22 protein-coding genes are annotated in these 24,678 nt (G+C 46.6%); 11 read left to right on the top strand and 11 right to left on the bottom strand.

Features of this window, described 5'->3' with window-relative positions; all coding sequences use genetic code 11:
- Positions 1–71: 71 nt before the first annotated feature.
- Positions 72–467, bottom strand: a complete 396-nt coding sequence (locus G493_RS0116825) for a hypothetical protein (protein WP_153306559.1) — start codon at positions 465–467, stop codon at positions 72–74.
- A 71-nt stretch (positions 468–538) separates the two neighbouring features.
- Between G493_RS0116825 and G493_RS0116830 the strand changes: the two genes are divergently transcribed.
- The 5 genes from G493_RS0116830 to G493_RS0116850 all read left to right on the top strand — a co-directional run bounded on the left by G493_RS0116830 (position 539) and on the right by G493_RS0116850 (position 5,600).
- Positions 539–1,459, top strand: coding sequence for a biotin--[acetyl-CoA-carboxylase] ligase (locus G493_RS0116830; RefSeq protein ID WP_035274898.1), 921 nt, complete (start codon positions 539–541; stop codon positions 1,457–1,459).
- Positions 1,460–1,651: 192 nt separating this feature from the next.
- Complete coding sequence (locus G493_RS0116835) at positions 1,652–2,221, top strand: biotin transporter BioY (RefSeq protein WP_028581344.1); 570 nt, start codon at positions 1,652–1,654, stop codon at positions 2,219–2,221.
- A gap of 8 nt (positions 2,222–2,229) precedes the next feature.
- On the top strand, positions 2,230–2,982 hold the full coding sequence (locus G493_RS0116840) for an energy-coupling factor ABC transporter ATP-binding protein (RefSeq protein ID WP_035274901.1): 753 nt from the start codon (positions 2,230–2,232) through the stop codon (positions 2,980–2,982).
- Positions 2,970–3,725 carry an energy-coupling factor transporter transmembrane component T family protein gene (locus G493_RS0116845; protein ID WP_028581346.1) on the top strand — a complete coding sequence of 252 codons (756 nt, stop codon included), beginning with the start codon at positions 2,970–2,972 and terminating at the stop codon, positions 3,723–3,725. Before G493_RS0116840 ends, G493_RS0116845 begins: the two co-directional genes overlap by 13 nt.
- Positions 3,726–3,956: 231 nt before the next feature.
- On the top strand, positions 3,957–5,600 hold the full coding sequence (locus tag G493_RS0116850; RefSeq protein ID WP_028581347.1) for an acyltransferase family protein: 1,644 nt from the start codon (positions 3,957–3,959) through the stop codon (positions 5,598–5,600).
- A 179-nt stretch (positions 5,601–5,779) separates the two neighbouring features.
- On the opposite strand, the gene G493_RS0116855 is transcribed toward G493_RS0116850, so the two are convergent.
- The 5 genes from G493_RS0116855 to G493_RS0116875 form a co-directional block, all read right to left on the bottom strand.
- Positions 5,780–6,175, bottom strand: coding sequence for a VOC family protein (locus tag G493_RS0116855; RefSeq protein ID WP_028581348.1), 396 nt, complete (start codon positions 6,173–6,175; stop codon positions 5,780–5,782).
- An 85-nt stretch (positions 6,176–6,260) separates the two neighbouring features.
- Entirely contained in the window at positions 6,261–6,917 is a 657-nt protein-coding gene (locus G493_RS0116860; protein WP_028581349.1) for a hypothetical protein, read from the bottom strand.
- 217 nt (positions 6,918–7,134) lie between these two features.
- Entirely contained in the window at positions 7,135–7,482 is a 348-nt protein-coding gene (locus G493_RS0116865; protein ID WP_028581350.1) for a GlpM family protein, read from the bottom strand.
- 316 nt (positions 7,483–7,798) lie between these two features.
- Positions 7,799–8,188, bottom strand: a complete 390-nt coding sequence (locus G493_RS0116870) for a hypothetical protein (protein ID WP_028581351.1) — start codon at positions 8,186–8,188, stop codon at positions 7,799–7,801.
- Positions 8,189–8,413: 225 nt separating this feature from the next.
- Positions 8,414–9,139, bottom strand: a complete 726-nt coding sequence (locus G493_RS0116875; protein ID WP_028581352.1) for a tetratricopeptide repeat protein — start codon at positions 9,137–9,139, stop codon at positions 8,414–8,416.
- A 461-nt stretch (positions 9,140–9,600) separates the two neighbouring features.
- Between G493_RS0116875 and corA the strand changes: the two genes are divergently transcribed.
- Both corA and pyk read left to right on the top strand, forming a co-directional pair.
- Positions 9,601–10,665 (top strand): magnesium/cobalt transporter CorA, encoded by a 1,065-nt coding sequence (gene corA, locus G493_RS0116880; RefSeq protein ID WP_028581353.1) that lies wholly within the window; start codon positions 9,601–9,603, stop codon positions 10,663–10,665.
- 321 nt (positions 10,666–10,986) lie between these two features.
- Positions 10,987–12,771, top strand: a complete 1,785-nt coding sequence (gene pyk / locus G493_RS29765) for a pyruvate kinase (RefSeq protein ID WP_028581354.1) — start codon at positions 10,987–10,989, stop codon at positions 12,769–12,771.
- A gap of 77 nt (positions 12,772–12,848) precedes the next feature.
- Here pyk and G493_RS0116890 read toward each other — a convergent pair whose 3' ends face one another.
- The 5 genes from G493_RS0116890 to G493_RS0116915 form a co-directional block, all read right to left on the bottom strand.
- On the bottom strand, positions 12,849–13,565 hold the full coding sequence (locus G493_RS0116890; protein ID WP_028581355.1) for an ABC transporter ATP-binding protein: 717 nt from the start codon (positions 13,563–13,565) through the stop codon (positions 12,849–12,851).
- Positions 13,562–14,350: an ABC transporter ATP-binding protein gene (locus tag G493_RS0116895; RefSeq protein WP_035274905.1), complete on the bottom strand. Its 789-nt coding sequence runs from the start codon at positions 14,348–14,350 to the stop codon at positions 13,562–13,564. The genes G493_RS0116890 and G493_RS0116895 overlap by 4 nt, the downstream gene beginning before the upstream one ends.
- A gap of 11 nt (positions 14,351–14,361) precedes the next feature.
- Positions 14,362–15,342 carry a branched-chain amino acid ABC transporter permease gene (locus tag G493_RS0116900; RefSeq protein ID WP_051309412.1) on the bottom strand — a complete coding sequence of 327 codons (981 nt, stop codon included), beginning with the start codon at positions 15,340–15,342 and terminating at the stop codon, positions 14,362–14,364.
- 5 nt (positions 15,343–15,347) lie between these two features.
- On the bottom strand, positions 15,348–16,262 hold the full coding sequence (locus G493_RS0116905; RefSeq protein WP_028581358.1) for a branched-chain amino acid ABC transporter permease: 915 nt from the start codon (positions 16,260–16,262) through the stop codon (positions 15,348–15,350).
- A 192-nt stretch (positions 16,263–16,454) separates the two neighbouring features.
- Positions 16,455–17,570 carry a branched-chain amino acid ABC transporter substrate-binding protein gene (locus tag G493_RS0116915; RefSeq protein ID WP_051309415.1) on the bottom strand — a complete coding sequence of 372 codons (1,116 nt, stop codon included), beginning with the start codon at positions 17,568–17,570 and terminating at the stop codon, positions 16,455–16,457.
- Between the two features lie 509 nt (positions 17,571–18,079).
- Between G493_RS0116915 and G493_RS0116925 the strand changes: the two genes are divergently transcribed.
- From G493_RS0116925 to G493_RS0116940, 4 genes are all read left to right on the top strand, one after another.
- Entirely contained in the window at positions 18,080–18,820 is a 741-nt protein-coding gene (locus G493_RS0116925) for a FadR/GntR family transcriptional regulator (RefSeq protein ID WP_205623704.1), read from the top strand.
- A 68-nt stretch (positions 18,821–18,888) separates the two neighbouring features.
- Complete coding sequence (locus G493_RS0116930; RefSeq protein ID WP_028581362.1) at positions 18,889–22,491, top strand: bifunctional proline dehydrogenase/L-glutamate gamma-semialdehyde dehydrogenase; 3,603 nt, start codon at positions 18,889–18,891, stop codon at positions 22,489–22,491.
- 113 nt (positions 22,492–22,604) lie between these two features.
- Entirely contained in the window at positions 22,605–23,495 is an 891-nt protein-coding gene (locus G493_RS0116935; RefSeq protein WP_028581363.1) for a DMT family transporter, read from the top strand.
- A 64-nt stretch (positions 23,496–23,559) separates the two neighbouring features.
- Positions 23,560–24,156 (top strand): DJ-1/PfpI family protein, encoded by a 597-nt coding sequence (locus tag G493_RS0116940; RefSeq protein ID WP_028581364.1) that lies wholly within the window; start codon positions 23,560–23,562, stop codon positions 24,154–24,156.
- Positions 24,157–24,678: the final 522 nt, after the last annotated feature.

The following is a 24,678-nucleotide window of genomic DNA, read 5'->3' on the forward strand; positions in this document are numbered from 1 at the left end:
ATCCTCAAAGGTAAGCGTAGACTCCGATATCAAGTATATGTCTGTGATAAAATTTATCGTATGACTCGGAGTCAACGCTTACCTAAACTTGAACAAAAATTCTCATTTATGGACAGACACTGGTTATGCAACCCCACGAAACGCCAGCATAAGACATCTGACAATTCCGTTTCATACAGATCATTATTTTCAATAATCACAGCATCCAGGTACGTTGTACTCAGCCTTAGCAGAAAAGTTTCTATCCTTTCAGATCTTGCACCATCCTGTTCCATATAGCGATCAAAATGATCTACCTGGCCATTCCTGGATCTTTTGGCGATTCGCTTTATGCAGATCTCATCATCAATGTCCAAAATAATGGTTCTCGCACCCGTCACAGGTACAATGGATTGCAATGTTTTTTCAAGAAAAAATGAAAGCCGTATCTCTTTGTTTTTTGCTCCCCCCAAACTACGGCTTGACAAATTTGCTCTTTTCGTTAACTCTTGCAAAGAATCCGGTTAACGAAAATAAAATCTGCAACGCTGGAAGGATGATGAAAGCACGACTTTTACAGTATTTACGGGCAACAGACACCTATCTCTCCGGAGAAGAACTGAGTGTTGAGCTCGGTGTTTCCAGAGTTACTGTATGGAAACATATACAGGCCCTGCAGGAGCTTGGCTACGATATCCAGGCTGGCCCCAAAGGCTATCTGTACAGGGGGGGCAATGACTTTCTCTACCCCTGGGAGTTCGGAGAGCGGGAAAGCCTGATTCACCATTTTCCATCTATAGGCTCCACCATGGAGAAGGCCAGGGAACTGGGCCGTACAGGAGCACCTGATCAAACCCTGGTCATAAGTGAAAAACAGACTAAAGGCAGGGGAAGAATGGACCGGGTCTGGGCATCTGCAAAAGGTGGCCTCTATTTTACCCTGCTTCTCAGACCGCTGCTTCCAGCTGTATCCGGATTTCTTGTAAATTTTATCACATCTGTGGCCCTTACCCGGGCAATTCGAGAGGAAACCGGTATCGAGGCTCAGGTCAAATGGCCCAACGACATTCTGGTGGATGAAAAAAAACTCTCCGGCATGCTCTCTGAAATGGAAACCAGAGGTGAAATGGTATCCTTCATCTGTATCGGCATCGGCCTTAACGTCAATAACGATCCCCAGCACAGAGAGCCGGGAGCGGTCTCACTCAAAAAACTACTGGGCCATGAGGTGAATCGTCGGCAACTGTTACTGCGCTTTCTCGACAATATTTCAGAAAGCATGGCAAATCCGGACTATGACAATGCTGTTGCCAACTGGAAACAATATACAATGACCATAGGAAGACAGGTACGCATTGTCACCACCCAAAACACACACTACGGCAAAGCTCTGGACGTGGACGAGACCGGAGCCCTGCTTCTGGAACAACCAGACCACACTGTAAAGAAAGTATATTACGGCGATTGTTTTCATAACTAGGGCCTGTTCATAAATGAGGATTTTTGTTCAAGTTTAGGTAAGCGTAGACTCCGAGGCATGCGATAAATTTTACCACAGACATATATTTGATATCGGAGTCTACGCTTACCTTCGAGGATAAAATTTTGAGCATAACGCAGAAATTGGGCAAAAAGACTATTTATGGACAGGCATTACTGACAGGAGATACCCATGCCTATTCCAATCGAACAAAAGAGCGAATTGAACGTATCCCACCAGCTGTTGATGATGGTGTACAGCGGTATGATGGCGGCGCTTATTTCTGTGGGCGCCTATATTGCCGTCCCGGTTGGTCCGGTTCCCATTATTCTGCAGAATATGTTTGTGATGCTTGCCGGTCTTCTTCTTGGCAGCCGCTGGGGGCTGGCCAGTGTGGGAGTATATCTGCTGGCAGGGATCTGCGGATTACCGGTTTTCTCCGGCGGCGGCGCAGGACTTGGCCACCTTCTCGGGCCCACCGGAGGCTACCTGGTCAGCTACCTGCCCGCAGTATTTCTGATTGGATTCATATCAGAGAAATCCGGACATATTCTCCTGCGGCTGCTCGCTCTGCTTCTCGGCAGCACCCTTGTCTATCTATTTGGAGTAGGCTGGTTACAAGTTGCCACGGGGATGACTGTTCAAAAGGCCATCGCCCTGGGAATGCTGCCATTTCTTGTTGGGGATGCGATAAAAATTGCGGCAGCATTGGCTGTTTCAAAAGCCCTTTTACCAATTATACAAGCAAAAGCGGCAAGGTAAGCTAATCCGTGACTGCAATAATTGAGATACAAGACCTCTGTCATTTTTTTACCGATGGTACCTGTGGCCTGGATCACATCAATCTGCGCATTGAACAGGGCAGTTTTGTAGTGATCGGGGGATGTAACGGATCAGGTAAAACCACTCTACTGCGACATTTCAACGGCCTTCTCCTGCCCACATCGGGTCAGGTGATAATTGACGGCATTCCTGTGGAAAGAGATTTACAGGCAATACGACAGAAGGTCGGCATGGTTTTCCAGGACAGCGACAACCAAATCGTGGGGGAGACGGTTCACGATGACGTGGCATTTGGTCCCGAGAACCTGGGACTTGAACGCCAGGAAATCGGCCGCCGTGTTGAAGAAGCCCTGCAAATAGTGTCCCTCTCAAAGCAACGGGATCTTCATCCGCACCTCCTCTCAGGAGGCCAGAAAAGAAGGTTGACCATTGCTTCCGTCCTGGCTATGCAACCACAGGTTCTGGTTTTTGACGAACCTTTTTCCAACCTTGATTACCCAAGCACCAAACAGGTTCTGCAACACATTGTTTCCCTACAGGACAAGGGGCATACCATAGTCCTGACCACCCATGAACTGGAAAAGGTCATCGCCCACTGTCAGCGGCTAATCATCATGCACCAGGGAAGAGTGGCCAGGGATGCCACCCCCGCATCACTCTTCAATGAGCTGGAACAATTCGGAATCCGCGAGCCCTGCTGCAGCCGGCATGGCATCCCCCAGGAATCATGGCTCAGCTGACCAGTTTTTCCTATAGGCATGGCGCCTCCCTTCTGCATCAGCTTGATACCCGGTTCAAGCTGTTGTTTATGGTACTTCTCAGCCTGGCCGCCATCGATACCTCTTTTCTCTGGCTTTCCTTTGTAACGCTAAGTGTCATCCTTCTGCTTAGAGATGCCGGGGTAAACCTGCGACAGACAGCAAAGGAATTGAGATTCTTCTCTTTCTTTCTCCTCTTCGTTTTAGCCTCCAGAAGTCTGACAACAGATGGCACCACACTCTTTTCCTGGTGGATTTTTGCACCTACCATGCAGGGCCTGGAAGAAGGAGTACGGTTTTGCTGGCGAATCCTGCTGGTAATCCTGCTGAGCCTTGGGTTCATAGTATCCAGCAGGACCGGCGAAATCAAGGCCTCCATTGAGTTCTACCTTGCCAAGGTGCCGTTTATTCCGGAAAAAAAGGTCTCCACCATGCTCAGCCTGCTTCTCAGATTTATTCCTCTTATTTTTACTCGAATACAGCAGACCATCGATGCCCAGAAGGCACGGTGCATTGAGGCACGTAAAAATCCCTATTACAGGTTGGTAAAACTCACCCTGCCGACAATGAGGCGAATTTTTCGTGACGGTGAACTGCTAGCCGTGGCCATGACATCCAGATGCTACAACGACAATCGAACGGGTTTAACGCTACAGTCATCAACGTTGGATTACATCGCCTGGCTGGTCGTGGGTACCGTAGTCATCTTACGCTGGTTCATCTGAATACAACCCGTAACTGATCACAGACACTCCACCTAGTCTACCGCTGGTCGCTTATCTCTTTGGATGATCAGTATTTCACGCATAGATAAGCTACAGCCAATATTATGCTTGACTACATAGCTGATAAGCATATTTAATACCTGCCAAATATAGAGCCCTATGGAAATTTCTTCCTAAAATGTTGGGAAAAAACCAAAATTATTCAAAAGATGGTCATATGGAGATCAGTGAATGTCGTTTGTTGATAAAATAGTGGACAGCAGAACCTCTGTCGATGGAATATATGTGGAAAACTTTGACGGATTGCGCGCTGTAGCTGCTTTAATGGTTATGTGTATGCATGCCAAAACCATTCCGACTTTAGCTGGTGGAGCACCTGGTGTCTGGATATTTTTTGCTCTGAGTGGGTATCTTTTGTATTCTGGTTTTATTAAATATTCTGAGTCAATTTCTGTGAAATATATCTTTTCGTATTTGACCCGCAGAATTTTCAGAATATTCCCTCTCTACATATTTTTTGCATATGTCTACGCTTTTCTCTTCAAGGGATGGACGTATGATCAGCAAAAATCCTTTTTTCTTGTTCAGTTCTTCTTTCTTAAAGACATGTTGCATCTCTGGACTGTCAGGACAGAGATGGTGCTGTATCTGCTTCTGCCTCTTATCATGTTACTCTTATTTTTTATTAAAAATAAGACGTTAAAATGGGTGATTCTTATTCTCCTGGCTTTGGCCAATATAATACTTTTTAAAAATTACCAGATATCCATACTGGGGACACGAAATCACCTTGCTATATTTCTGCTGGGTATGGCGGCAGTACATCTCAATGTGTACATTCCCCGACGTCTCGCCCCATGGTTTGCCTATGGGGCCCTTGCACTCATCCTGCTTCTCAGTACTTTTTCACCATGGACCGCACCCCTTCGAGAAATACTGGGAGTAGTGGAGAGGCCTTTGATGTATAAATATGTCTGGGTATTTTACCCTTTGTGCCTCCTCCTTCTTCTCTCGCTGAGTCGTTTCAAGAGCAGGTTTTGGTCCAACAGATGGCTGCGGCTCATTGGTGTCTGCGGTTACGGCTTTTACCTCTGGCACCCCATGGTAATTGAACTGGTCCGAGGATGGGGATTGGACAGTTTTTTTTGGTACCAGGTCGCCTGTTATTCGCTGAATACTATACTTTCCATAACCACCTATATTTTGATAGAAAAGCCAGGAATAGCTTTTGGCAGACTGCTTTCCCGCTGGGTACAAAGGGATAAATCAATATTGTTTGGCTTGCGGCCCTGGGCTGTCTGCCTCCTTGTAATAGTACTTTTCTGTTCGTATCGGCAGGATTTTCTTCTCGAGAAAAGAAACCACATTGAACTGACCATTTACTCACCAAGTGATACGGTAACAAAGTTTTTCTTTGCAGACGAGACAGGCTTCAGAGAAGAAAAATCAGCGGCGGTCCATATCAAGGGCGGAGCATGGCAGACTGTAAGAACTTCTTTCCCTGAATTTTCTTTTAATAAAATCAGATTCGACCCAGGTGGAGAAGCAGGCATATACCGAGTTAAAAATATCACAATGCACTATCCCAATAATGACAAAGAAGTCGTGTTCGATTTGAATGCATTTTCTGTCGGACAACAGATTGACATGCTTCATGTCGATAAAAACACATTAATCATTGAGACAAGCAAAAAGTCAGATGATCCAATACTATACTACGAGGGGCACATCCCTTCTAACCTCATGAATTCGCGTAATATTATCAGCTTTATATTTATCATGGGGTTTGCTGGAATATTCGCAGGGTGTATTGTAATGGATAAAATTTTCGCTTGGGATCTGGGCAGAAGAAGTGGTGAGTTAACTTGCAGCTAACAACGGAGATTGTACAATCTCCCAAAAGGCTGTCCGGCAATCCGGCAATAGGCATTTTAGAAAAATAAACGCAGCCACATAGTTAATATGACCAGTAGTATTTTTCTGAAGCAACAGCGAGCTGAGAAAAAAGGGCGTTCCCGGACAGCCTCCAGATAGAGAGTTCTCCCCTTACCAGATTACTCCTTGTGGTACTGCTTGAATTCCTCTGCCGGTTCTCTATCGGAATATATGTAGAGAGAATTCCCGATGGGATCTACTACTGAAAACCCTCTGTCTCCCCAAGGGTGATCTTCCAGCGGCATGGCAACCTGCAGGCCAGCTGTGGTTAACCTGTTGTGTTCCGTATCAACATCATCAACTTTAAAATTAAGAGTAATACCCGCCCCAGCATATGTCGGCATATTCTCCTGCGGTTGCATGAACTGAATGGTGGGGCCTTGTTCACCAATTCTCAAATTGACATACCAACCACAATCAAAAATAACTTTTGCTGCAAAATATTGACTATAAAACTCGCGACAGGCATCAACCTCATTTGTGCAAAAGCATGTAGACAGCTCATTCGTTTTCATTGCATCTCCTTGTACAATCATTTTTTGTTTCTTTTCAATGCAGGTCAGTTATCCCCGTGGCCATAAAAAGCTATTGTGCAAGAATTCATTGTTTATAGATCTCATCAGCCCTCAGGTACGTATTTTTACAATTCAAAACGTCTATCAGTTGAGACCAGGCAATAAAGCCTTTGAGTATCGCAGGTCTTTTGGGACTAATGAGAACCTTGCCAACCCCTTTTTCCATTAAAAATGATGGCGATGCAAAATATTTTGCTGATGCAAGAATAATTAAATGAACTTTTGGACAATCACGGTTAATTTCAGAAAATAATTCTTGAATATAATCTTCTTCCTTCTCAAATTCATAACATTGCTGTGACCCGAGTCCTTGTTGCGATTTTGCTTCTACAATTACAATATCTTTATCAGAAAAAAGACATAGGTCAAAGGTTCGCTTTTGCGGCAAGGCATCCTTTCCGTTTTGTATTCTTTCTTTATTAACCTCCTTTATTCTTCTATTATTTTGATACAATACATCTCTGTATAAACACACTTCATATCCAACCTCCCAACACAGAGATTCGTTCAAATGTATTTCATTGACAAACCCAGGTACTAGCGAAGTAACGCCATTCAAAAAACGTATAAATTTGGTTATTTTTTCAGTTTCATTCAGCTCATGAAACAGTTCAGAGCAAAAATACCTTTCTTCCCTGCTTATTGATTCCCATTTTTCGTTTCCCAAATATTGAATAGTCAAATTATACCCTTTAAACAGAAGGACAGGAGTAATCTAAGGACAAAAGCGTGGTGAGGCGAAAGGGTTAGCTTTGGACGGTCACGTGTAGCTGGTCACTGAATTAAAAATACTGGTTTTTCAACAAATTACATCCACGTTGACCTGTTGGTGTACACACACTTTTTTCATTTATTGTTGGACACGCTCGTTAATACTTCGTCTTTCTTTCGCTCTACATTTACCCTGCCGTATAGAATTTTGTCCAACACACCAGTAGAATGCATGCGAAAATCACCCAAATAACGGTTGCCAGCGATAATGTCCAGGCTAAATTATACTTCAAGCTCAAAGTATAAACTGCAATCAAATACGCCGCATAAGGGATGAGAGAATACAGGCCAAATAAAGCGGTGACTCTTAAATCACCCATTACTCTTTCAGTTCCCACGATATAGTGTGCAATGAGTGCAAACGTTGGAAATAATGGAACTAACCCCGACACAAAAAAGCTTCGACTTTTAGAAAGCAAAGCAATCAGTAACACGGCAATCGCACCTAGCAAGCATTTTAAAAACAAGGAAATCATCTAATTATCTTCCTTTTAATACTCAAAGCCCATTTTCTTATGAAAATGTACCATAGCTTAATCTATTATTGGCAGTGCTCTCGCATTAGTATTCTTTGCAATATAGCTTTGTTTTGTTGGCTTCATATGTAATCCCAGCAGAACTGCCGGCCATCACCATTCCTCATAATCCACTGTTATTACACACAAATCAAAAGAATCTCTGATATCTGGCAGCCGTTACTCCAATGAGAAACGACTTGTATATATCTGTACAGATGACATGTGTTTCAATGTCAGCATAGCAAGGTGAACACAAACTCAATCCGTCCACTTTTTATTTTACAAGATTTAGCTTCACCGCAACCTCTCCCCCTGATTTGTCAAAACCTCCTGAAGGCTCAACGTGTAAAAGTTTATGTGAATTGACCCATAGTTTGCCATCAAGGCTTGCCCAATATTTGTACAAATAGATATCTTCTTTGAGGCTTACCATGACTTCTGAAGAGGCTTCTTCAGTAAAGATATTCCCTGTCACAGCGAATTTTATGGGAAACTTGGTACTTGCTGGAATAAAGACGATATGATCCTCGGCAGCATTGCCAGGCTCACCGATTGTAACGACAGGCTTTGTTTCAATAAGAGAAGCTGACGGAGTATTCATTGATGCGCAGCCGGATAATACTAAAAACGAAAAGCTGAAACAAAGGAAGCTGATTAAACGCATGGTATCACCTTGTAAAAGAGTTCAGTGAGTGTTTGTCCATAAATAACCTTTTCGCTCGATAGCTTTGTTATTTTCAAAACTTGATCATCGGAGGTAAGCGACCAGCGGTGAGAGTTCGTGGAGTACCTGGGATCAGTTACCTGTGGGAAATATTGAGTATGCTTTACTCACAATCGAAAACCCTCATTTCTGGACAGACACGAGTTTCAGTTACAAAATGCCAGTTCAGGCCAGGTCTTTTACCTCGCGGGAGGCTATATCAACCCATTTTTTATGAAATTTTTTATATTGTTTTGGATACAATCTGGCATTCTTCAGAATTTCTTCGAATATAGATTTGGCTTTCTCGTTTTGGCCCTGTTTTTTCAACAATACGGCATATCGGCATTTTGCCTCTTCATCAGCAGCATCGATAAATGCTTCGTATGCGGCTAACGCCCCAACAATATTCCCTGTATTTTCAAGCAATTTTGCTTTTGCAAACTGCAGGTCCTTTGAAAGTTTATTACCTGAAACTTTGATTATTTCATTGAGATAGCCTGATGCTTTTTCATTCTGGTTCAGATAGAGGTGCGAGTAGAAAAGACCTTCGAGAATATATTGGTCGTTTTTATGGGCACCGACACGGCATTCTTCAAGCAGGGAAATTGATTCATGATATTGCTGGTTTTCGAAGTATGCCCCTGCTAAATTGATTTTATTTTGAATAGTATCTGCAATATCGAGATTTCTCTGCAGTTGTTTAATTCTTTTCCTGGGGCTGGCGTATCTCACTTTTTGTATTTTTGCACTTTGTTGTGCTTCTGGCAGGTATTCGACAAAAAAATAAACGATTGAACCTACAAGCGGAAAAAATATGATTAAAAATATCCAACCATACCTCCCTGTTCTGCCAGCGTGAACAGCAAAGTAGATTTGTATTATCAGCTCAAAAACTCCTAAAATATGCATTACATGCTCCTGTTCGTGCCTAACGGGTACGTGACCCCATGATTGCAACCTGTTCCCTATGTCTCAGATGTGGGCAGGTACCAATTTTTTATTAGCGCTTAACCAAATATCCGATAAAAAGCAAATTTTTATTACCATCCCATAGACAAAAGCCCTTTGGGTATGATGTAATAAACTATCGCATTATTTCATACATATCTGACTCAATATCAACGAGTTGAGCATAACCCGGCCCGGAATTCCCACTCGTATAGTATACTGCAGTGGATGCGAGGCACCAGAGATGCAGCCGCCTCAAACCAGTGGAACCGCAAGTGGTCACAGTTTTCGCGGTCATGACTGCCCGTACAGGCTGGCTAACCTGAGTCTACATTTACCAGCAAGTGTTCGTAAACAAAACAGATTCTCCAAAATCTGCTCGCCCCGCAGGTGACCTTTTTAAAGGAAGGACTGAACCAAATATGGCCCGATTCATAAAGAGTAATGAACCAAGCGCCGGGAAGGCGCCAGGATCGCTTGTATTTATCGGAAATCAGAAGCTTGACCAAAGTATCATAAAGATATCGGCATTTGACGCGCATGAACTGAATGAGTACACAATTGAGGACGTGGATGAATGTACCAGATACCTGACACCTGATTCCGTTACCTGGGTGTCGGTGTATGGGCTTCACGATACAGACAACATCAAACGCCTCGGTGAATTATTCTCCATTCACCCTCTTGTGCTCGAAGATATTCTCAACACCGGGCAACGGCCAAAATTCGAGGAATATGATGAGTATATCTTTCTGGTTTTGAAAATCCTCAGATTTGACACCGAATCAATGTTAGTTCAGGGCGACCAGCTGTCTATCGTACTGGGAGATAACTATCTTATCTCATTTCACGAACAACCGGTTGACATTTTTCAGCCGGTACGTGAGAGAATACGTAAACATCGAGGCAGAATCAGACAGGGTAAATCCGACTATCTGGCCTATGCCCTTTTAGATACAGTGGTTGATAATTACATTATCTGCATAGAGAAGATTGGCTGCAATGTTGAAGAGCTGGAGGAGGCGGTACTTGAAGATCCCTCACCCGACATTCTCAGCCAGATCACAAACTATAAAAGGGAAGTGAACTATCTACGAAAAACCATCAGGCCTGCCCGGGAACTGATAATCAGCCTGGCCCACTGCGACAATGAGATACTCAGGGAATCGACGACACCATACCTCAAAGATCTCAAGGATCTCATTTCTCATGCTGTCGAAGCAACTGATAATTACCGAGAAATGCTTTCTGATCAACTGGGCATCTACAACACGGCGATAGGAAACAGGCTCAATGAAATCATGAAGATCCTGACCATATTTGCCGCGATTTTTATTCCACTTACCTTTATAGCCGGGATATATGGTACCAATTTTGAAAATGTTCCGGAGTTGAAATACAAATACAGTTATTATTTCTTTTGGGGGATCATGGCCACAGTTGCCATATTGATGATACGTTTTTTCAAGAAAAAAGGATGGATGTAACGTAACTACTCATAGATCAAGCGACTAAACTTGGAGACTTTCCTGCATTTGTAACTACTTACAGGGTACCTGAGTTTTTCGCAGGCAAGCTGATTGCGGAAAAATCAAGTACGCTGTGAGCAGTTAGGGTCGCGGAAAATAATACATATCCAAAAATTGCGTAGGATATCGGTTTGGTAACGTCGTCGCGTCAATGGTTCCATACTGGCCGTATTGAGCCATTGACGCGACGACGTTACCGAGTTGAGAGACAAGCAAGATTGGATAATGTATTTTTTCCGTGACCCTTACTTCTCATTAACTTCTGATTGAGGTTTCCATATGCGTATCCTTCTACTTGAAGACTCCGGCCCCATCCTGCACCTCATTCGTGCCCGTCTGCTCAATGCAGGATTTGAAGTCGAAACTGCAACCAATGGTCACCAGGGCTTTCAAATGGCCACCTCCAATGCATATGATGCCATTGTCAGTGATCTGCAGATGCCCCACTGGGATGGCTTTAAATTCATCGATGCCATTCAGGTCATCTGCCCGCAATTACCCATAATCCTGGTTACCGCGACCCATGAAGACGAAGCAACCTTTTCCCGTTTGAAAAGCTACCCCAATGTACAGGCCATACTTCGCAAACCTGTTGATTTTAATTTATTGTTCAACCATTTACAGACAATAAGCCCGCAAACTCATACCAGCGTGAATAAAATGGCGCGGATCGTGTGCACCATAGGCCCAAGTTGTGATACCACTGCGCCTCTGGGCAAAATGATACTTGCTGGCATGGATGTGGCTCGTTTGAATTTCTCCCATGGCAGCCATGAACAACACCATAAAGCTCTCTGTGCTATCAGGCAGGCAGAAAAAATATGGGATAAGCCCATCGCCGTTCTACAGGATCTCAGCGGACCGAAAATTCGGACAGGTGACATGCGGAATGGGGCGATCATTCTGACAAAGGGTGAACAGGTGATTATCCAGGCAGAACCTCTTATAGGCAATGGGGAGAGGATCTCCACCGTTGTTCCATCCATCCTCAAAGATTTGCGTAAAGGAGACCCTGTTCTACTGGATGACGGTCTTCTTGAATTGCGTGTCCTGAAATCGGGGGCAGAAGAAGTCGTGTGCGAAATTTTGGTAGGCGGTGTGCTCAAATCAAACAAAGGCATCAATCTGCCTTCCACACATCTCAGCCTGACAAGTATTACTGAAAAAGACTGGCAGGATCTGGATTGGGCACTGGAACACTCCATTGATTATGTAGCCCTTTCTTTTGTGCGCAGTGCCAGTGATATCCACAAAGTGCAGGATTATATCCGGGATGCAGGGAAGAAGCCTTTAAAGGTCGTTGCTAAGATAGAAAAACCGGAAGCTGTGCAAAATATCCACGAAATCATCCAGGCCAGCGATGCGATAATGATTGCCAGAGGCGATATGGGAGTGGAACTGCCGGCTGCGAAAGTACCCCGCATTCAGGAACGAATCATCCGTCTGTGCAGAGAACAAAATACCCCGGTGATCATTGCCACCCAGATGCTGGATTCCATGACCACCAACTCCAGGCCCTCCCGTGCTGAAGTTACTGACGTCAGCATGGCTATCAAGCAAGGTACGGATGCCGTCATGCTCAGCCAGGAAACTGCAACAGGCATAGACCCGGTCAATGTGGTACGGACCATGTCGTCCATCATCTGCGAAGAAGAACGGTATACGGAAACCTCGACCATACAGCTTAACGAACTGCAGCAGGACAGCTCTGTCAATCCGGCACTGTCTGCCATTGCCGGTCTTATGAATATCTCTGTGGCCCTTTTACTTGATCCTGATGGAATTCTTTACCCTTCCCTCTCTAAATGGAACAGACGGGTTCCCACACTACTGGTTACCAAATCTCTGCGCATCGCACGCCTTTCATGTCTCTACAACAATATTTTCCCGCTCATCATACGAGAAGAGCTGGACCGTGTGGACATGGTACATGCCTCTCTAAGCAAAGCCAAGGAATGGGGCTATATCAGGGTGGGCGATCAGGTTGCCTTTGTGGAAGGATTCCGGGTCACCAGAACGGGGTTTCATCAGATAGGTGCAGTGCAGGTGGTAACAGTACAATAATCGTAATCACTCACAGGGGAAACGAATAAACTTGAAACTCCCCTGTATTTGTAACTGGTTACAAATAATCGGACGATTTATTCTCCCAGATAGGCTTTGACAATGCTCTCATCCTTACGGAGTTGCTCTGCTTCCCCTTTCACCACAATGGAGCCTGTTTCCAGTACATACCCGTAATTGGCGAATTTGAGCGCAGCCTTGGCGTTCTGTTCCACCAGGAGAATGGTTACCCCCTCGGCATTGAGCCGTTTGATAATTTTCATGATGGACTGCACCATGGTGGGAGCAAGTCCCATGGATGGTTCATCCAGAAGCAGCACCTTGGTATCCGCCATCAGAGCACGTCCCATGGCAAGCATCTGTTGCTCTCCACCCGACAGCAGAGCTGCATCCCTCTGTCTGCGTTCATACAGTACAGGGAACATCTCAAAGACATGATCCATGCGTCTCCGACGTTCTGTGTCATCATTCAAGGTAAAGGATCCCAATTCCAGGTTCTCCTTTATGGTCATGCCTTTGAATACACGCCGACCTTCAGGGACATGAATGAGCCCCATGGCAACGATATCGTGGGGCGGCATTCTGGTTATATCCTGCCCCATAAAAGTGATGCTTCCCCTGGCTGCCCTGTTGAGGCCGGAAATGGTGCGCAGTGTCGTACTCTTGCCAGCGCCGTTGGCACCAAGCAAGGTTACGATTTCCCCAGCCTGAACGGAAAAGGAAATGCCTCGCAGGGCATGAATTTTTCCATAATAGGTTTCTACATCTTGTATTTCCAGAATGGTTTCGCTCATTCCTCTTCCTCATCCTCACGACCGAGGTATGCCTCTATTACCCTGGGATCGTTCTGAATATCTTCTGCTTGTCCCTCGGCTATCTTCTGTCCGTAGTCAATGACCGTTATCTTTTCCGAAATCTGCATGACCAATCCCATGTCATGCTCAATGAGGAGAATGGTGATCCCCAATTCATCGCGAATACGACGGATCAAGCGTATCAGCTCTTTCTTTTCAGTATGATTGAGACCAGCTGCAGGCTCATCAAGTAACAGGAGCCGGGGTTTGGTGGCAAGGGCTCTGGCCCATTCCACCCGCCGCTGATCACCGTAGGGCAGGTTTGAAGCAATCCAGTCTGTCTTATCCTGAATACCTACAAATTCAAGACATTGTTCGCAGAATTCTCGAATTTCCCTTTCTTCCTTTCTCTGTCCAGGGGTATGTAAAATGGCTGAAAGGGCACCGGCTGAGCTGCGGCAATGCATGCCGCTCATCACATTTTCCAGCACAGTCATGGACTTGAACAGTCGCAGATTCTGAAAGGTTCTGGCCATGCCCCTGCGGGTAATGCGATGGGGTTTGAGCCGCATGATGGAACGATCGTTAAAAACTATCTTTCCGCTATCCGGCCGATAAAAACCGGTCAGACAGTTGAAAATAGAGGTTTTCCCCGCACCATTGGGGCCGATAAGGCTGGCAATGCTCCCTTGAGCAACAGAAAAACTAAGTCCCTGAATAACATGCAGCCCGGAAAAACTCAGCACAAGGTCTTTAACCTGAAGTAATGAAGTATTCGTACTCATGACAATACGGCTCAGCTCCGTTTTGCAGGCCAGATTCCTTCAGGCCGATAAAGAATAATGACCAGCATGACTACGGCAAAGACCAGCATGCGCATGGAGCCGATCTCGCGAAAGACCTCTGGAAAAAGAACAAGGGCAAAAGCGCCGATAATAACACCGGGAATTTTTCCCATCCCGCCTAAAACAACCCCAACCAGGATGAGCACAGACTGCTGAAACATAAAGGTTTCCGGTGAGATTGCCGTCATCTTGGCAGCAAAAAAACACCCAGCGACGCCTCCGAACACAGCGCCGATCACATAGGCATAGAGTTTTGCCCCGACACGGTTAATTCCCATGGCCTCAGCAGCGTCTTCATCTTCCCGTACATACTGCCAGGCCCGTCCGAGACGCGAATGCTGCAGCCTGTAACTGCAGAAGCAGGCCAGCACGGCAAGAGCCAGAAAAACATAATAGAAATGAATGGCCTGGTTGAGATGCAGTCCAAACAGATGCGGGCGTTCAATGCCAATCAGTCCACCTGCACCACCGGTTATCTCCAGGTTACGGGCACAGATGCGAACAATTTCTCCAAAACCAAGGGTGACGATGGCCAGATAATCACTGCGAAGTCGAAGGGTCGGACCACCGATGATGATACCGGCAGCCATGGAACAAACCACAGCCACTGGAATGGTCAACCAGAAATTCACCCCGAACTGGGAGGTCAGAATACCAGTGGTGTATGCTCCCACAGCGAAAAAGGCGGCATAGCCCAGATCAAGTAGACCTGCATAGCCGACCACAATGTTAAGTCCGAGACACAGGACCACATAAAACCAGGCATTGGACAGCACTTCGAGCATGTAATTATTAGCCGCAAGGGGCAACACCATGGCCACGACAGCCAAAACGGCAAGAACGATGATGCGATTTCGCTGCGGCGCCAGCCAGCGGGCCACGCTCTGTACAATGGGTTTTGATCCCCTGGGGGATTGAGTTTGCTCAGCCATGGCGTCTACATCCTCTCTATTTCTGTTTTTCCCAGTAACCCTGTTGGCTTAAAAACCAGCAACAGGATGAGGATACCGAAGGAAAAAACATCCTTCCACTCTGAACCGACAAAGGGTATCTGGGTTCCGAACGCCTCCAGCAGGCCCAGGGCAAGTCCACCCAGCATGGCTCCACGGATGGAACCGATACCACCAATAACAGCGGCAGTAAAAGCCTTCAGCCCAATGACGAATCCCATGAAAAAATGGATGGACCCATAATAGACGCCGGCCATCACACCAGCAGCACCTGCCAGCGCCGAACCAATGAAAAAGGTCAGGGCAATAACGCGGTTGACATTGATCCCCATTAATCGACAGGCATCCTGGTCAATGGCTATGGCCCGCATGGCCTTGCCATACATGGTGCGATTAATGAAGAAAAACAGGGTCAGCATCAGCAGGGCGGCAGAGACCACCAGTACTATCTGGGTATAGGTGATGAAGACATTTCCCATCTCCAGGCCTTCAAAGCCAAGATCTGTATTAAAGGCTTCATAATCGCCGTCAGTGAGCGCCATCACCCCATTGGATAACACCATGGACACGGCCAGGGCTGTAATGAGAATGGAGAGCCTGGGTGCTGACAGCATGGGACGATAGGCAACTCGCTGAATAAGTACACCCAGCAGCCCGATAGTCAGCATACTGAGGACCATGGAACAAAGAATACCTGTCCAGCTTTCCCCAAGAAGCCCGCTTACCAGAGAAAGGAAAAGAAAGCCCACAAAAGCGCCGCACATGTAGAGGTCTCCATGTGCAAAATTGAGCAGCTTGATGATACCGTACACCATGGTATATCCCAAAGCCACAAGCGCGTAAAAAGAGCCAAGTATCAAGCCATTGGCTAACTGTTGAAAAAAAATGTCAAGAGAGGACATTGGATGTAATCACTGCAGGGGAGAGAGAACACTCGCCCGGCCCCATATGGAGGCCGGGCAGATTCTCAGTTCAAAGGATAGGCAGCTTAAGCAATGTCTGTCCGAAAATGAGCATCCTGAAGCAAGGCACAGCCTGAATAAACTTTTCAACATAGCCCAGCATCGCTCCAAAAAAACATTTTCGGATGGTCACTACTCAGCCAACACCCACTTACCACCTTTGGCAATCAGAACAACAAAGTTACTATGCCCCAGGGTGTTCTGTTCAGTAAAAGAAACCGGTCCGGAAATACCTTTAAAATCCTTGGTTTCAGACAACGCTTTGATCACAGCAGCTTTTTCTGTGCTTCCTGCCCGCGTAATGGCATCAGCCATAAGCATCATGGAATCATAGGCCAGGGTTGAGTAGGCATCCGGAGCCTGGTTGTATTTGTTCTTGTAGGCATCGGTAAAAGCTTTGGCAGTTGGCAGGTAATCAACGCTGGGATTGGAAAAACAATACACGCCTTCAGTAGCCTTACCACCTATCTCAAGCAGTTTTGGAGAATTGGAGCCATCCCCCACAGCAATCAGGCCGCGATAGCCGGAACGACGAAGCTGTTTGATAACCAGGCCGCCATCGGCATAGTATGCAGTCCAGAAGATGGCATCAGGTGCCTTGGATTTAATGCGGGTCACCAGGGAAGAATGATCCTGCTCCCCTTTATTGACCACCTCGTAGGCAACAACTTCCTTGCCATCGCCTGCCCATTTTTCACGGGTTAACTTGGCCAGGTCTTCAGAATATCCGTCGCCCTGATGGATGACGGCCAGTCTTTTTGCACCCTTGGCAGCAAATAATTCAACAGCAGTGTTTACCTGGTCATAGCCTGTGGAGTTGACCAGAAAGGCATTGCCCTGGTTGGCGTCGATGAGTTTGGTTGAATTGGCTGCGGCAATTGCAAAGGGCAGTCCCGCGTCACCATAAATTTTCAGGGTGGGTAAAGTTGCACCGGAGCAATATCCGCCGACAATGGCGGTCACATCGGAGGAAACCAGTTTACTGGCTGCTGCAGTTGCCTGCTGGGGATCACAGGCATCGTCACCGGTCATGGTGGTAACCTGCATACCAAGAACGCCGCCTGCCTGATTAATCTCATCAACTGCAAGGAGGATGGCATTTTCCATATCTTTACCAGCGGTAGCTTCAGACCCGGTGGTTGGTACCATGATACCAATCTTCAAATCAGCGGCCCATGCGGATTGCCCCAAAAAGAGTAATCCGGCCAAGGCACTGCCCAACGCAGCAGTCAATATCCTTTTTTTCACAGCGACCTCCTTATTGACGATATTGTTTGTTGGTAACTACTCCCAGTGTACCTGAATTTTCTACGATCAGCCTGGATTACGTATGTCACAACATACTATTGCCAGCCTGCCGGCATCCATCCCAGATATCCTGCAACCAGTTACAAATACAGGGGGATTGTCAAACGCAACTGCCTCCGCCAAGAGCATTACGTTTGTTATTACAACGCAGACATACATTCTGTTAACAGGGGCACAGCCCCCGGTATTGCTGAGATAACAGCACATGAGACACTAACTTCCACTATTTCGTCAAGGAAAATCAGGCGTTGAAAAATATTGCCAGGAAAAAGCCGAAAGCCACAACCCTTGCATGAAAAGTTGCTCAAATATCTTCTTAAACAAAAATAGGGAGTTAGCGTTCAGCAACTGTTTCCGCACAAAAACAGAACAAGTTTGTAAGACTTTCCATTGACACTAATGGTCTAACCATTATAATGTTATAAAAAATCATATCTGTCAAAACAACAATGAACACTCTGTTTCACAAAGCAAAACAAAACCGGGTATATGAGGATGTGGTCAACCAGATCCAGACGGCCATACTTAATGGCGACATAGAGCCTGGAAGCAGGCTGCCAGCCGAGAGAACCCTATGCGAAATGTTTCAAACAAGCCGGGGAACCCTGCGCGAAGCCCTGCGTATCCTTGAACAGAAAAGCCTTATTGAAATCAGGCTGGGGGCCAGTGGTGGAGCATACGTCAAAAATGCCAACAGTGAACTCATGGCAGAAAATCTTGCCATGCTGATCCAGTCTGACTCAGTATCCCTGGAACATCTGGCAGAGTTCAGGGAAACCCTTGAAAGTACTGTCAGCAGACTGGCTGCGGAACGAGCATCGGCAGTGGATTGTGAAGAACTGCAGATTTTGCTGGATCAGGCAAAGCATTACAGGGATAAAGGTATATCTTCATGGAATGACTTTGTCAGGGTGGATGAACAAATACACATGACCATTGCCCGCATCTCAGGGAACCCTCTCTATAATTTCATCCTCCGTTCCATTCATGACAACATCCACCGGTATTATGATCGTTTTCTGGAAGTCAGCAATATTGAACTTGAAGAAAATTACCAGGATCTGGTCAACATCACTGCTGCCATAGCAGACCACGACAAAAACCGGGCTGAACGACTTGCCAGAGAACACGTAAGACGTTTTTCAGCATATATGGAGACAAAGAAAAGAGATCATATTTCCATGCTATAAACCGCTCAACACCGGCAGCTTTATGGCAGGATATGTACGCACCCATAACTTTCACAGGAGCACATGGCATGGCTGGACAAGATTACGAACTGTACACCCAGGCGATAGAGCTTGCCGAAAGATGGCAGAACAAGGCAAATGAACTGCTCACCAAAGATGAAAAAAAACTCCAGAAGCAGCTCAAGCGTCTTCTGACTCACCCTCAGGATAAAGTCCTGTTCAGCAAGCTCATTGACCAGAGTTTTCGCTCCCATATACCCAGGCGGGTTGCTGACCAGATTACTGACCTGCTCTCTAAAGAGGGTGTTCCATCCTTTCTCTCCCCCGTGGAAAAGGCCTTTATCAGAATCTTCCAACAGGCTGGCAGACAGCTTGCCTCTGTTGCCGTTCCAACAATGATCAGCCAGATGCGCCAGGGATCAAGCCGGGCCATCATTCCGGGAGAATCAGATAAGCTCAAGGCCCATCTGGAAAAACGAAAACAGGAAAAAGTGCGAATGAACATCAATCACCTTGGAGAAGCTGTCCTGGGTGAGGATGAGGCGGAGAAACGGCTGGAAACCTATGTGAAGGATATGCGCGATCCTGCCATCGAGTGCATTTCCATCAAGATATCTACCATCTACTCTCAGATCAGTTCCCTGGCAATGCCAGACACCATACAGGAACTGAAGAAACGGTTAACCTCCATATACACCGAAGCACAACACAATTGTTTTACCCGTGCAGACGGCTCCCGGGTTCCCAAATTTGTCAACCTGGACATGGAAGAATACCGTGACCTGGAGATAACCTACCATGCCTTTGTGGAAACACTGGATCAACCGGAGCTGCTGCAATACTCGGGCGGTATTGTCCTTCAGGCCTACCTGCCGGACAGTTTTGCCATGCAGCAGAAATTAACACAATGGGCACGGGCACGCCTGACAAAGGGCGGAGCTCCGGTGCAATTGCGTATTGTCAAAGGCGCCAACATGGAAATGGAAAAACTGGAATCAGCCCTGTTCAACTGGCCGCTGGCACCCTATGACAACAAACTGGAGGTGGATGCCAACTACAAACGCATGGTCACCTTCGGTATGAAAGAGGAAAATATCAAGGCTGTGCGCCTCGGTATTGCCTCACACAACCTCTTTGAGTTGGCCTACGCCTACACCCTGGCCAGAGCCAATGGGGTTACCGATTATTTTCACTTTGAAATGCTTGAAGGCATGGCTGACCATGTGCGCCGTGCCCTGCAGGAAATCTCAGGGGAGGTACTGCTCTATGCGCCGGTGGCATCCAGGGATGAGTTTATTAATGCCATCGCCTACCTGATACGGCGATTGGATGAAAACACAGCTCCAGAAAATTTCCTCCGCTATTCACCGGACCTGCATGTGGGATCCAATGAGTGGGATTACCTGAAACAGCAGTTCCTTGACTCCTGTCTATACCAGGCCCGGGCACAAGATCATCCCAACAGAATACAGGATAGAGAGAACGAAACATTCATACCAGAAGAGGTCTCCGCGTATCACACAGGCCGCTTTGTCAATGAACCTGATACTGACTGGTCCCTGCCTGCCAACAGGAACTGGGCTGAAAATATACGCGCCACATGGTGTAAACAGCAGAAAGATGAGCCTTTCAAGATTCCCCTTGTCATTGGCGGAAAGCAAATCTTCACAGACAGGGATACCAGAGATGTAATTGATCCAAACAGGGTCCAGGAAAAGATCTTGGTTGCCAGTCATGCCCAGGCCAATGCACAAGATGCCGAAACAGCCATACAGGTTGCGCGCCAGGACCCAGACGGTTGGCGGCAGATGAGCTATGGTGAACGCCACAGGATACTGGCCGGCGTGGCCATGGAGATTCGCCATGCCCGTGGTGACCTCATTGGTGCGGCAGCCGCTGACACAGGCAAAGTTTTCAGCGAAGCGGATGTGGAAGTCTCAGAGGCCATTGACTTTGCGGAATATTATCCATTCACAGCTTCAAAATTTGCTGATCTGGAGCACATGGAAGCAAAGGGAAAAGGTGTGGGCCTGGTAATTTCTCCCTGGAATTTTCCCATAGCTATTCCCTGTGGCGGCATTGTCACTGCTCTTGCAGCCGGAAATACGGTAATCTTTAAACCTGCTTCCGATGCTGTCATGACTGCCTGGATGCTCTGTCAGTGCTTCTGGAGGGCCGGTGTGTCAAAAAATGTACTTCAATTTATTCCCTGTTCCGGAGCCAAGGTAGGTCCTCTGTTGACCGGTTCCCCGGATATTGATTGTATCATTCTGACAGGAGGAACAGATACAGGGCTGCAGATTCTCAAGCAGACACCCGGTGTTTATCTGGCTGCAGAGACAGGTGGAAAAAATGCGACCATTGTCACAGACATGGCTGATCGCGACCAGGCCATCAAGAACGTCATCCATTCTGCATTCAGCAACTGTGGCCAGAAATGCAGCGCCACCAGCCTGCTCATTCTTGAAAAAACCATTTATGACGATCCCCATTTCAGGCAGCAGCTCGTTGACGCGAGCCGCAGCATGAAAGTTGGTTCAGCCTGGGATTTTGGCAGCAAACTCGGTCCGCTAATCAAAGCCCCGGCCAATGATCTGAAACAGGCCCTGACAACATTGGAGCCTGGTGAAGAGTGGGCTCTTGAACCCCGAATGGTTGATGACAATCCCGCCATATGGGCTCCGTGCATCAAATATGGAGTACAGCCGGGCAGCTACACCCATATGACCGAATTCTTCGGCCCTTTACTGGGTGTTATGCGAGCGGAAAACCTGGAACACGCCATCCAGCTGGTAAATCAGACCGGCTATGGCCTTACAAGCGGCATCGAAACGCTGGATGAACGCGAACAGGAAGTATGGAAAGAGCATATTTTTGCAGGCAACCTGTATATTAACCGGGGCACCACCGGGGCCATCGTCCTGCGTCAGCCCTTTGGCGGTATGGGCAAGTCGGCCCTGGGGCCGGGCATCAAGGCCGGCAGCCCGGACTACGTTGCGCAGTTCATGGACTTCACTGAAACCGGATACCCGGCCACCGGAGCCCTTAAAAAGGATTCCAGACTGATACAACTCGCCCAGGAATGGAAAAAACTACTCCAGTGGAACAAACTCCAGGAGCACAAGGAAGATATTCACAAACTCATCAGTACCATTTACAGCTATACCTCCAATATGGACAATTTCTTTGGCCTGGAGCAGGATTTCTTCCACCTTCGCGGCCAGGATAACATCCTGCGCTATCTACCAATCACACCAATGGTAATACGCGCACACCACTCGGACAGCCTGTTTGAAATTTTGGCAAGGCTGGCAGCGGCCGCCATTGCCGGATGTGTCGCAGAATTAAGTATTCCAGAGGAGTTGGACACACAAGCCAACAGCTTCCTGGGCACCATCCATGGAAAGCAGTTCCTGGCGGATACGCTTGTTGTCAGGGAGAGTGATGCAACCCTTGCAGCCCGTCTACATACCGTCGGCCGAGTACGATACGCTGCAACAGATCGTGTTCCGGAGACGATTTTCGCCCAGGCAGCAAAAACCGGCTTGTATATTTCCCGTACCCCGGTATATATGGAAGGTCGCCTTGAACTGCTCCAGTATTTTCAGCAGCAGGCCATCTGCAACAACTACCACCGCTACGGTAATCTGGGTAACCGCTCATTTGACTGAGTAATACTATCACAACATGTTGCAGGTGGCTGCAGGGCAAAAAGTGTCTACCTCTACCCCCACTGACACAGTGGGGGTGTAAGCTTTTTCGTATAACTGCAGCCCTCTACACCATGCGCAATCAAACCAAAGCCTACCTGCTCACCATCTGCACCGTCACCTTCTGGGGAACAGCTGCTTCAGCCTTTAAAATCGCCCTGAAGTATGTTCCCCCATATACCCTGCTGTTTTACTCCTGCCTCTTTTCAACCATTGCCCTGCTCTGCATCCTTACCCTGCAAAACAAGCTGGGCGAGCTTGCAACAGTTCCTGCCAGGGTATGGCAAAGAATGGCCCTGCTGGGATTTTTAAATCCCTTTCTCTATTATGTGGTCCTATTCAAAGCCTACGCAATTCTGCCCGGTCAGATCGCCATGTCGCTCAACTACGGATGGCCATTTGCCCTGACCCTGCTCTCGGTTCCCATACTGCGTCAAACTCTATCAAGACAACAATTCATTGCCGTTCTGATCAGTTTTCTTGGTGCCATCATCATTGCCACCAAAGGTCAATTCACCAGTTTTGGTGATGTTGATAGGTTTGGTGTTCTCCTGGCAGCCTGTTCCACCTTTATCTGGGCATCCTTCTGGCTGTTCAATGCCAAAGACGGTCTGGATCCTGTTTTGAAACTTTTTATCGGTTTCTGTTTTGGTTTACTGTATACAACCTTGTGCAGTCCGCTGTTTGAACCGCTGCACCTTGTAACCGGCAAGGCTTTACTGCCGCTTATATATATAGGCCTTTTTGAAATGGGTATAACCTTTGTTCTCTGGCTTACCGCCTTGCAGCTGACAACCAGTGCGGCCAAGATAGGGAACATGATCTACATTTCACCCTTTCTGTCACTGGTTTTTCTGCATTTCATCATTGGAGAACAGATCCACCCAGCTACCTTTATCGGCTTGTCCATGATTGTTGCATCCATTATTTTTCAGGAATTACGGAGAAAAAAAACGTCACCATAAATGGCTCGTCTGTCACTGACAGGATAAGAAATACAACCTGTAAAAATCTTCTGACAATCACACAATGCACACCAAAAAAAGAATTGCCATTCTCCTCTTTGACGATGTCGAAGTACTCGATTTTACAGGGCCATTTGAGGTGTTCTCTGTCACAAACGAGCTTGCCGACTATACCTTGATGGATATTTACACAGTGGCAGCCAGGAAGGGTTCCATCACAGCGAAAAACGGATTAACCGTAATCCCTGACTATGAAATCAGCCAGGCTCCCGAGCCTGACCTGCTTATCATTCCCGGAGGCGACGGAACCAGACCAATCCTGCAACAGGACCGCATCATTACATGGATCATAACCACCTCCCGTAAAGCAGAGAAAATCCTTTCTGTCTGCACAGGTTCTCTTGTCCTGGCTCAATGCGGGCTGCTCAACGGCTTGCAGGCCACAACACATCACCAGGCATTCAATGAACTGCAAAGATTGGCTCCGGAGACTGAAATCGTTACAGAGTCTCGCTTTGTAGATAACGGTAAAATACTCACTTCAGGTGGAATCAGCGCAGGTATAGACATGAGCCTGTACACTATCGAACACTTTTACGGAAAAGAAACAGCTGCCAGGACAGCTGCCTACATGGAATATCCATATACATCATCTTCATGATTCAACACAGCCCAACCAGCTTGCGATATCTTACGTAATAGTTCACCGACTTCTCCCTAAAAGAAAAATCAGTCGCCATTGTTACAATTCATTTCAACAAGCTCTTAACGGTTTGAGTGTGGATAACTTTGTTAACTGAAGTTTCCTGAAAATTGTGCAGCAAGATTAAAAGCTGGGTAAGAAGAATGAGAAGATATCCCAAATGAGAATGACTATTAAAAAACGGTTCATTTTCTGTGCCTATCTTGAGTCGGAAATATAAATATATTACGCAATATCAACAGGATAAGAGGTGAAAGGTGAGCGCCACTATGGTATAGTTCAATTAGTACTAAGTAACTGAAAATATACCAAAAGGAGCAACTCACCATGTTCATATTAAAGGATTTACTTTCTCCTCTGCAAGCACAATTTTCAAACACCAAGCAGGGGCAAAAGAGAAAGGTTTGGTTTGCATATACATTGCTGGCGGTAGTGATACCATTCACCTCCTCAATCACCTCCAATTTGCTACGTGCATTG

This window comes from Desulfogranum japonicum DSM 18378 (assembly GCF_000429945.1).
In the GTDB taxonomy this organism is placed as follows: domain Bacteria; phylum Desulfobacterota; class Desulfobulbia; order Desulfobulbales; family Desulfobulbaceae; genus Desulfogranum; species Desulfogranum japonicum.

Excerpts from the sequence above, each read along its gene's own strand:
- G493_RS0116830 (WP_035274898.1), top strand. The coding sequence starts at position 539 with ATGAAAGCACGACTTTTACAGTATTTACGGGCAACAGACACCTATCTC.
- G493_RS0116870 (WP_028581351.1), bottom strand. The coding sequence starts at position 8,188 with ATGCGTTTAATCAGCTTCCTTTGTTTCAGCTTTTCGTTTTTAGTATTA.
- G493_RS0116905 (WP_028581358.1), bottom strand. The coding sequence starts at position 16,262 with ATGTCCTCTCTTGACATTTTTTTTCAACAGTTAGCCAATGGCTTGATA.
- pyk (WP_028581354.1), top strand. The coding sequence starts at position 10,987 with ATGCGTATCCTTCTACTTGAAGACTCCGGCCCCATCCTGCACCTCATT.
- G493_RS0116865 (WP_028581350.1), bottom strand. The coding sequence starts at position 7,482 with ATGATTTCCTTGTTTTTAAAATGCTTGCTAGGTGCGATTGCCGTGTTA.
- G493_RS0116925 (WP_205623704.1), top strand. The coding sequence starts at position 18,080 with ATGAACACTCTGTTTCACAAAGCAAAACAAAACCGGGTATATGAGGAT.
- G493_RS0116940 (WP_028581364.1), top strand. The coding sequence starts at position 23,560 with ATGCACACCAAAAAAAGAATTGCCATTCTCCTCTTTGACGATGTCGAA.
- G493_RS0116835 (WP_028581344.1), top strand. The coding sequence starts at position 1,652 with ATGCCTATTCCAATCGAACAAAAGAGCGAATTGAACGTATCCCACCAG.
- G493_RS0116850 (WP_028581347.1), top strand. The coding sequence starts at position 3,957 with ATGTCGTTTGTTGATAAAATAGTGGACAGCAGAACCTCTGTCGATGGA.
- G493_RS0116890 (WP_028581355.1), bottom strand. The coding sequence starts at position 13,565 with ATGAGCGAAACCATTCTGGAAATACAAGATGTAGAAACCTATTATGGA.
- G493_RS0116900 (WP_051309412.1), bottom strand. The coding sequence starts at position 15,342 with ATGGCTGAGCAAACTCAATCCCCCAGGGGATCAAAACCCATTGTACAG.
- corA (WP_028581353.1), top strand. The coding sequence starts at position 9,601 with ATGGCCCGATTCATAAAGAGTAATGAACCAAGCGCCGGGAAGGCGCCA.
- G493_RS0116935 (WP_028581363.1), top strand. The coding sequence starts at position 22,605 with ATGCGCAATCAAACCAAAGCCTACCTGCTCACCATCTGCACCGTCACC.
- G493_RS0116855 (WP_028581348.1), bottom strand. The coding sequence starts at position 6,175 with ATGAAAACGAATGAGCTGTCTACATGCTTTTGCACAAATGAGGTTGAT.
- G493_RS0116895 (WP_035274905.1), bottom strand. The coding sequence starts at position 14,350 with ATGAGTACGAATACTTCATTACTTCAGGTTAAAGACCTTGTGCTGAGT.
- G493_RS0116875 (WP_028581352.1), bottom strand. The coding sequence starts at position 9,139 with ATGCATATTTTAGGAGTTTTTGAGCTGATAATACAAATCTACTTTGCT.
- G493_RS0116845 (WP_028581346.1), top strand. The coding sequence starts at position 2,970 with ATGGCTCAGCTGACCAGTTTTTCCTATAGGCATGGCGCCTCCCTTCTG.
- G493_RS0116930 (WP_028581362.1), top strand. The coding sequence starts at position 18,889 with ATGGCTGGACAAGATTACGAACTGTACACCCAGGCGATAGAGCTTGCC.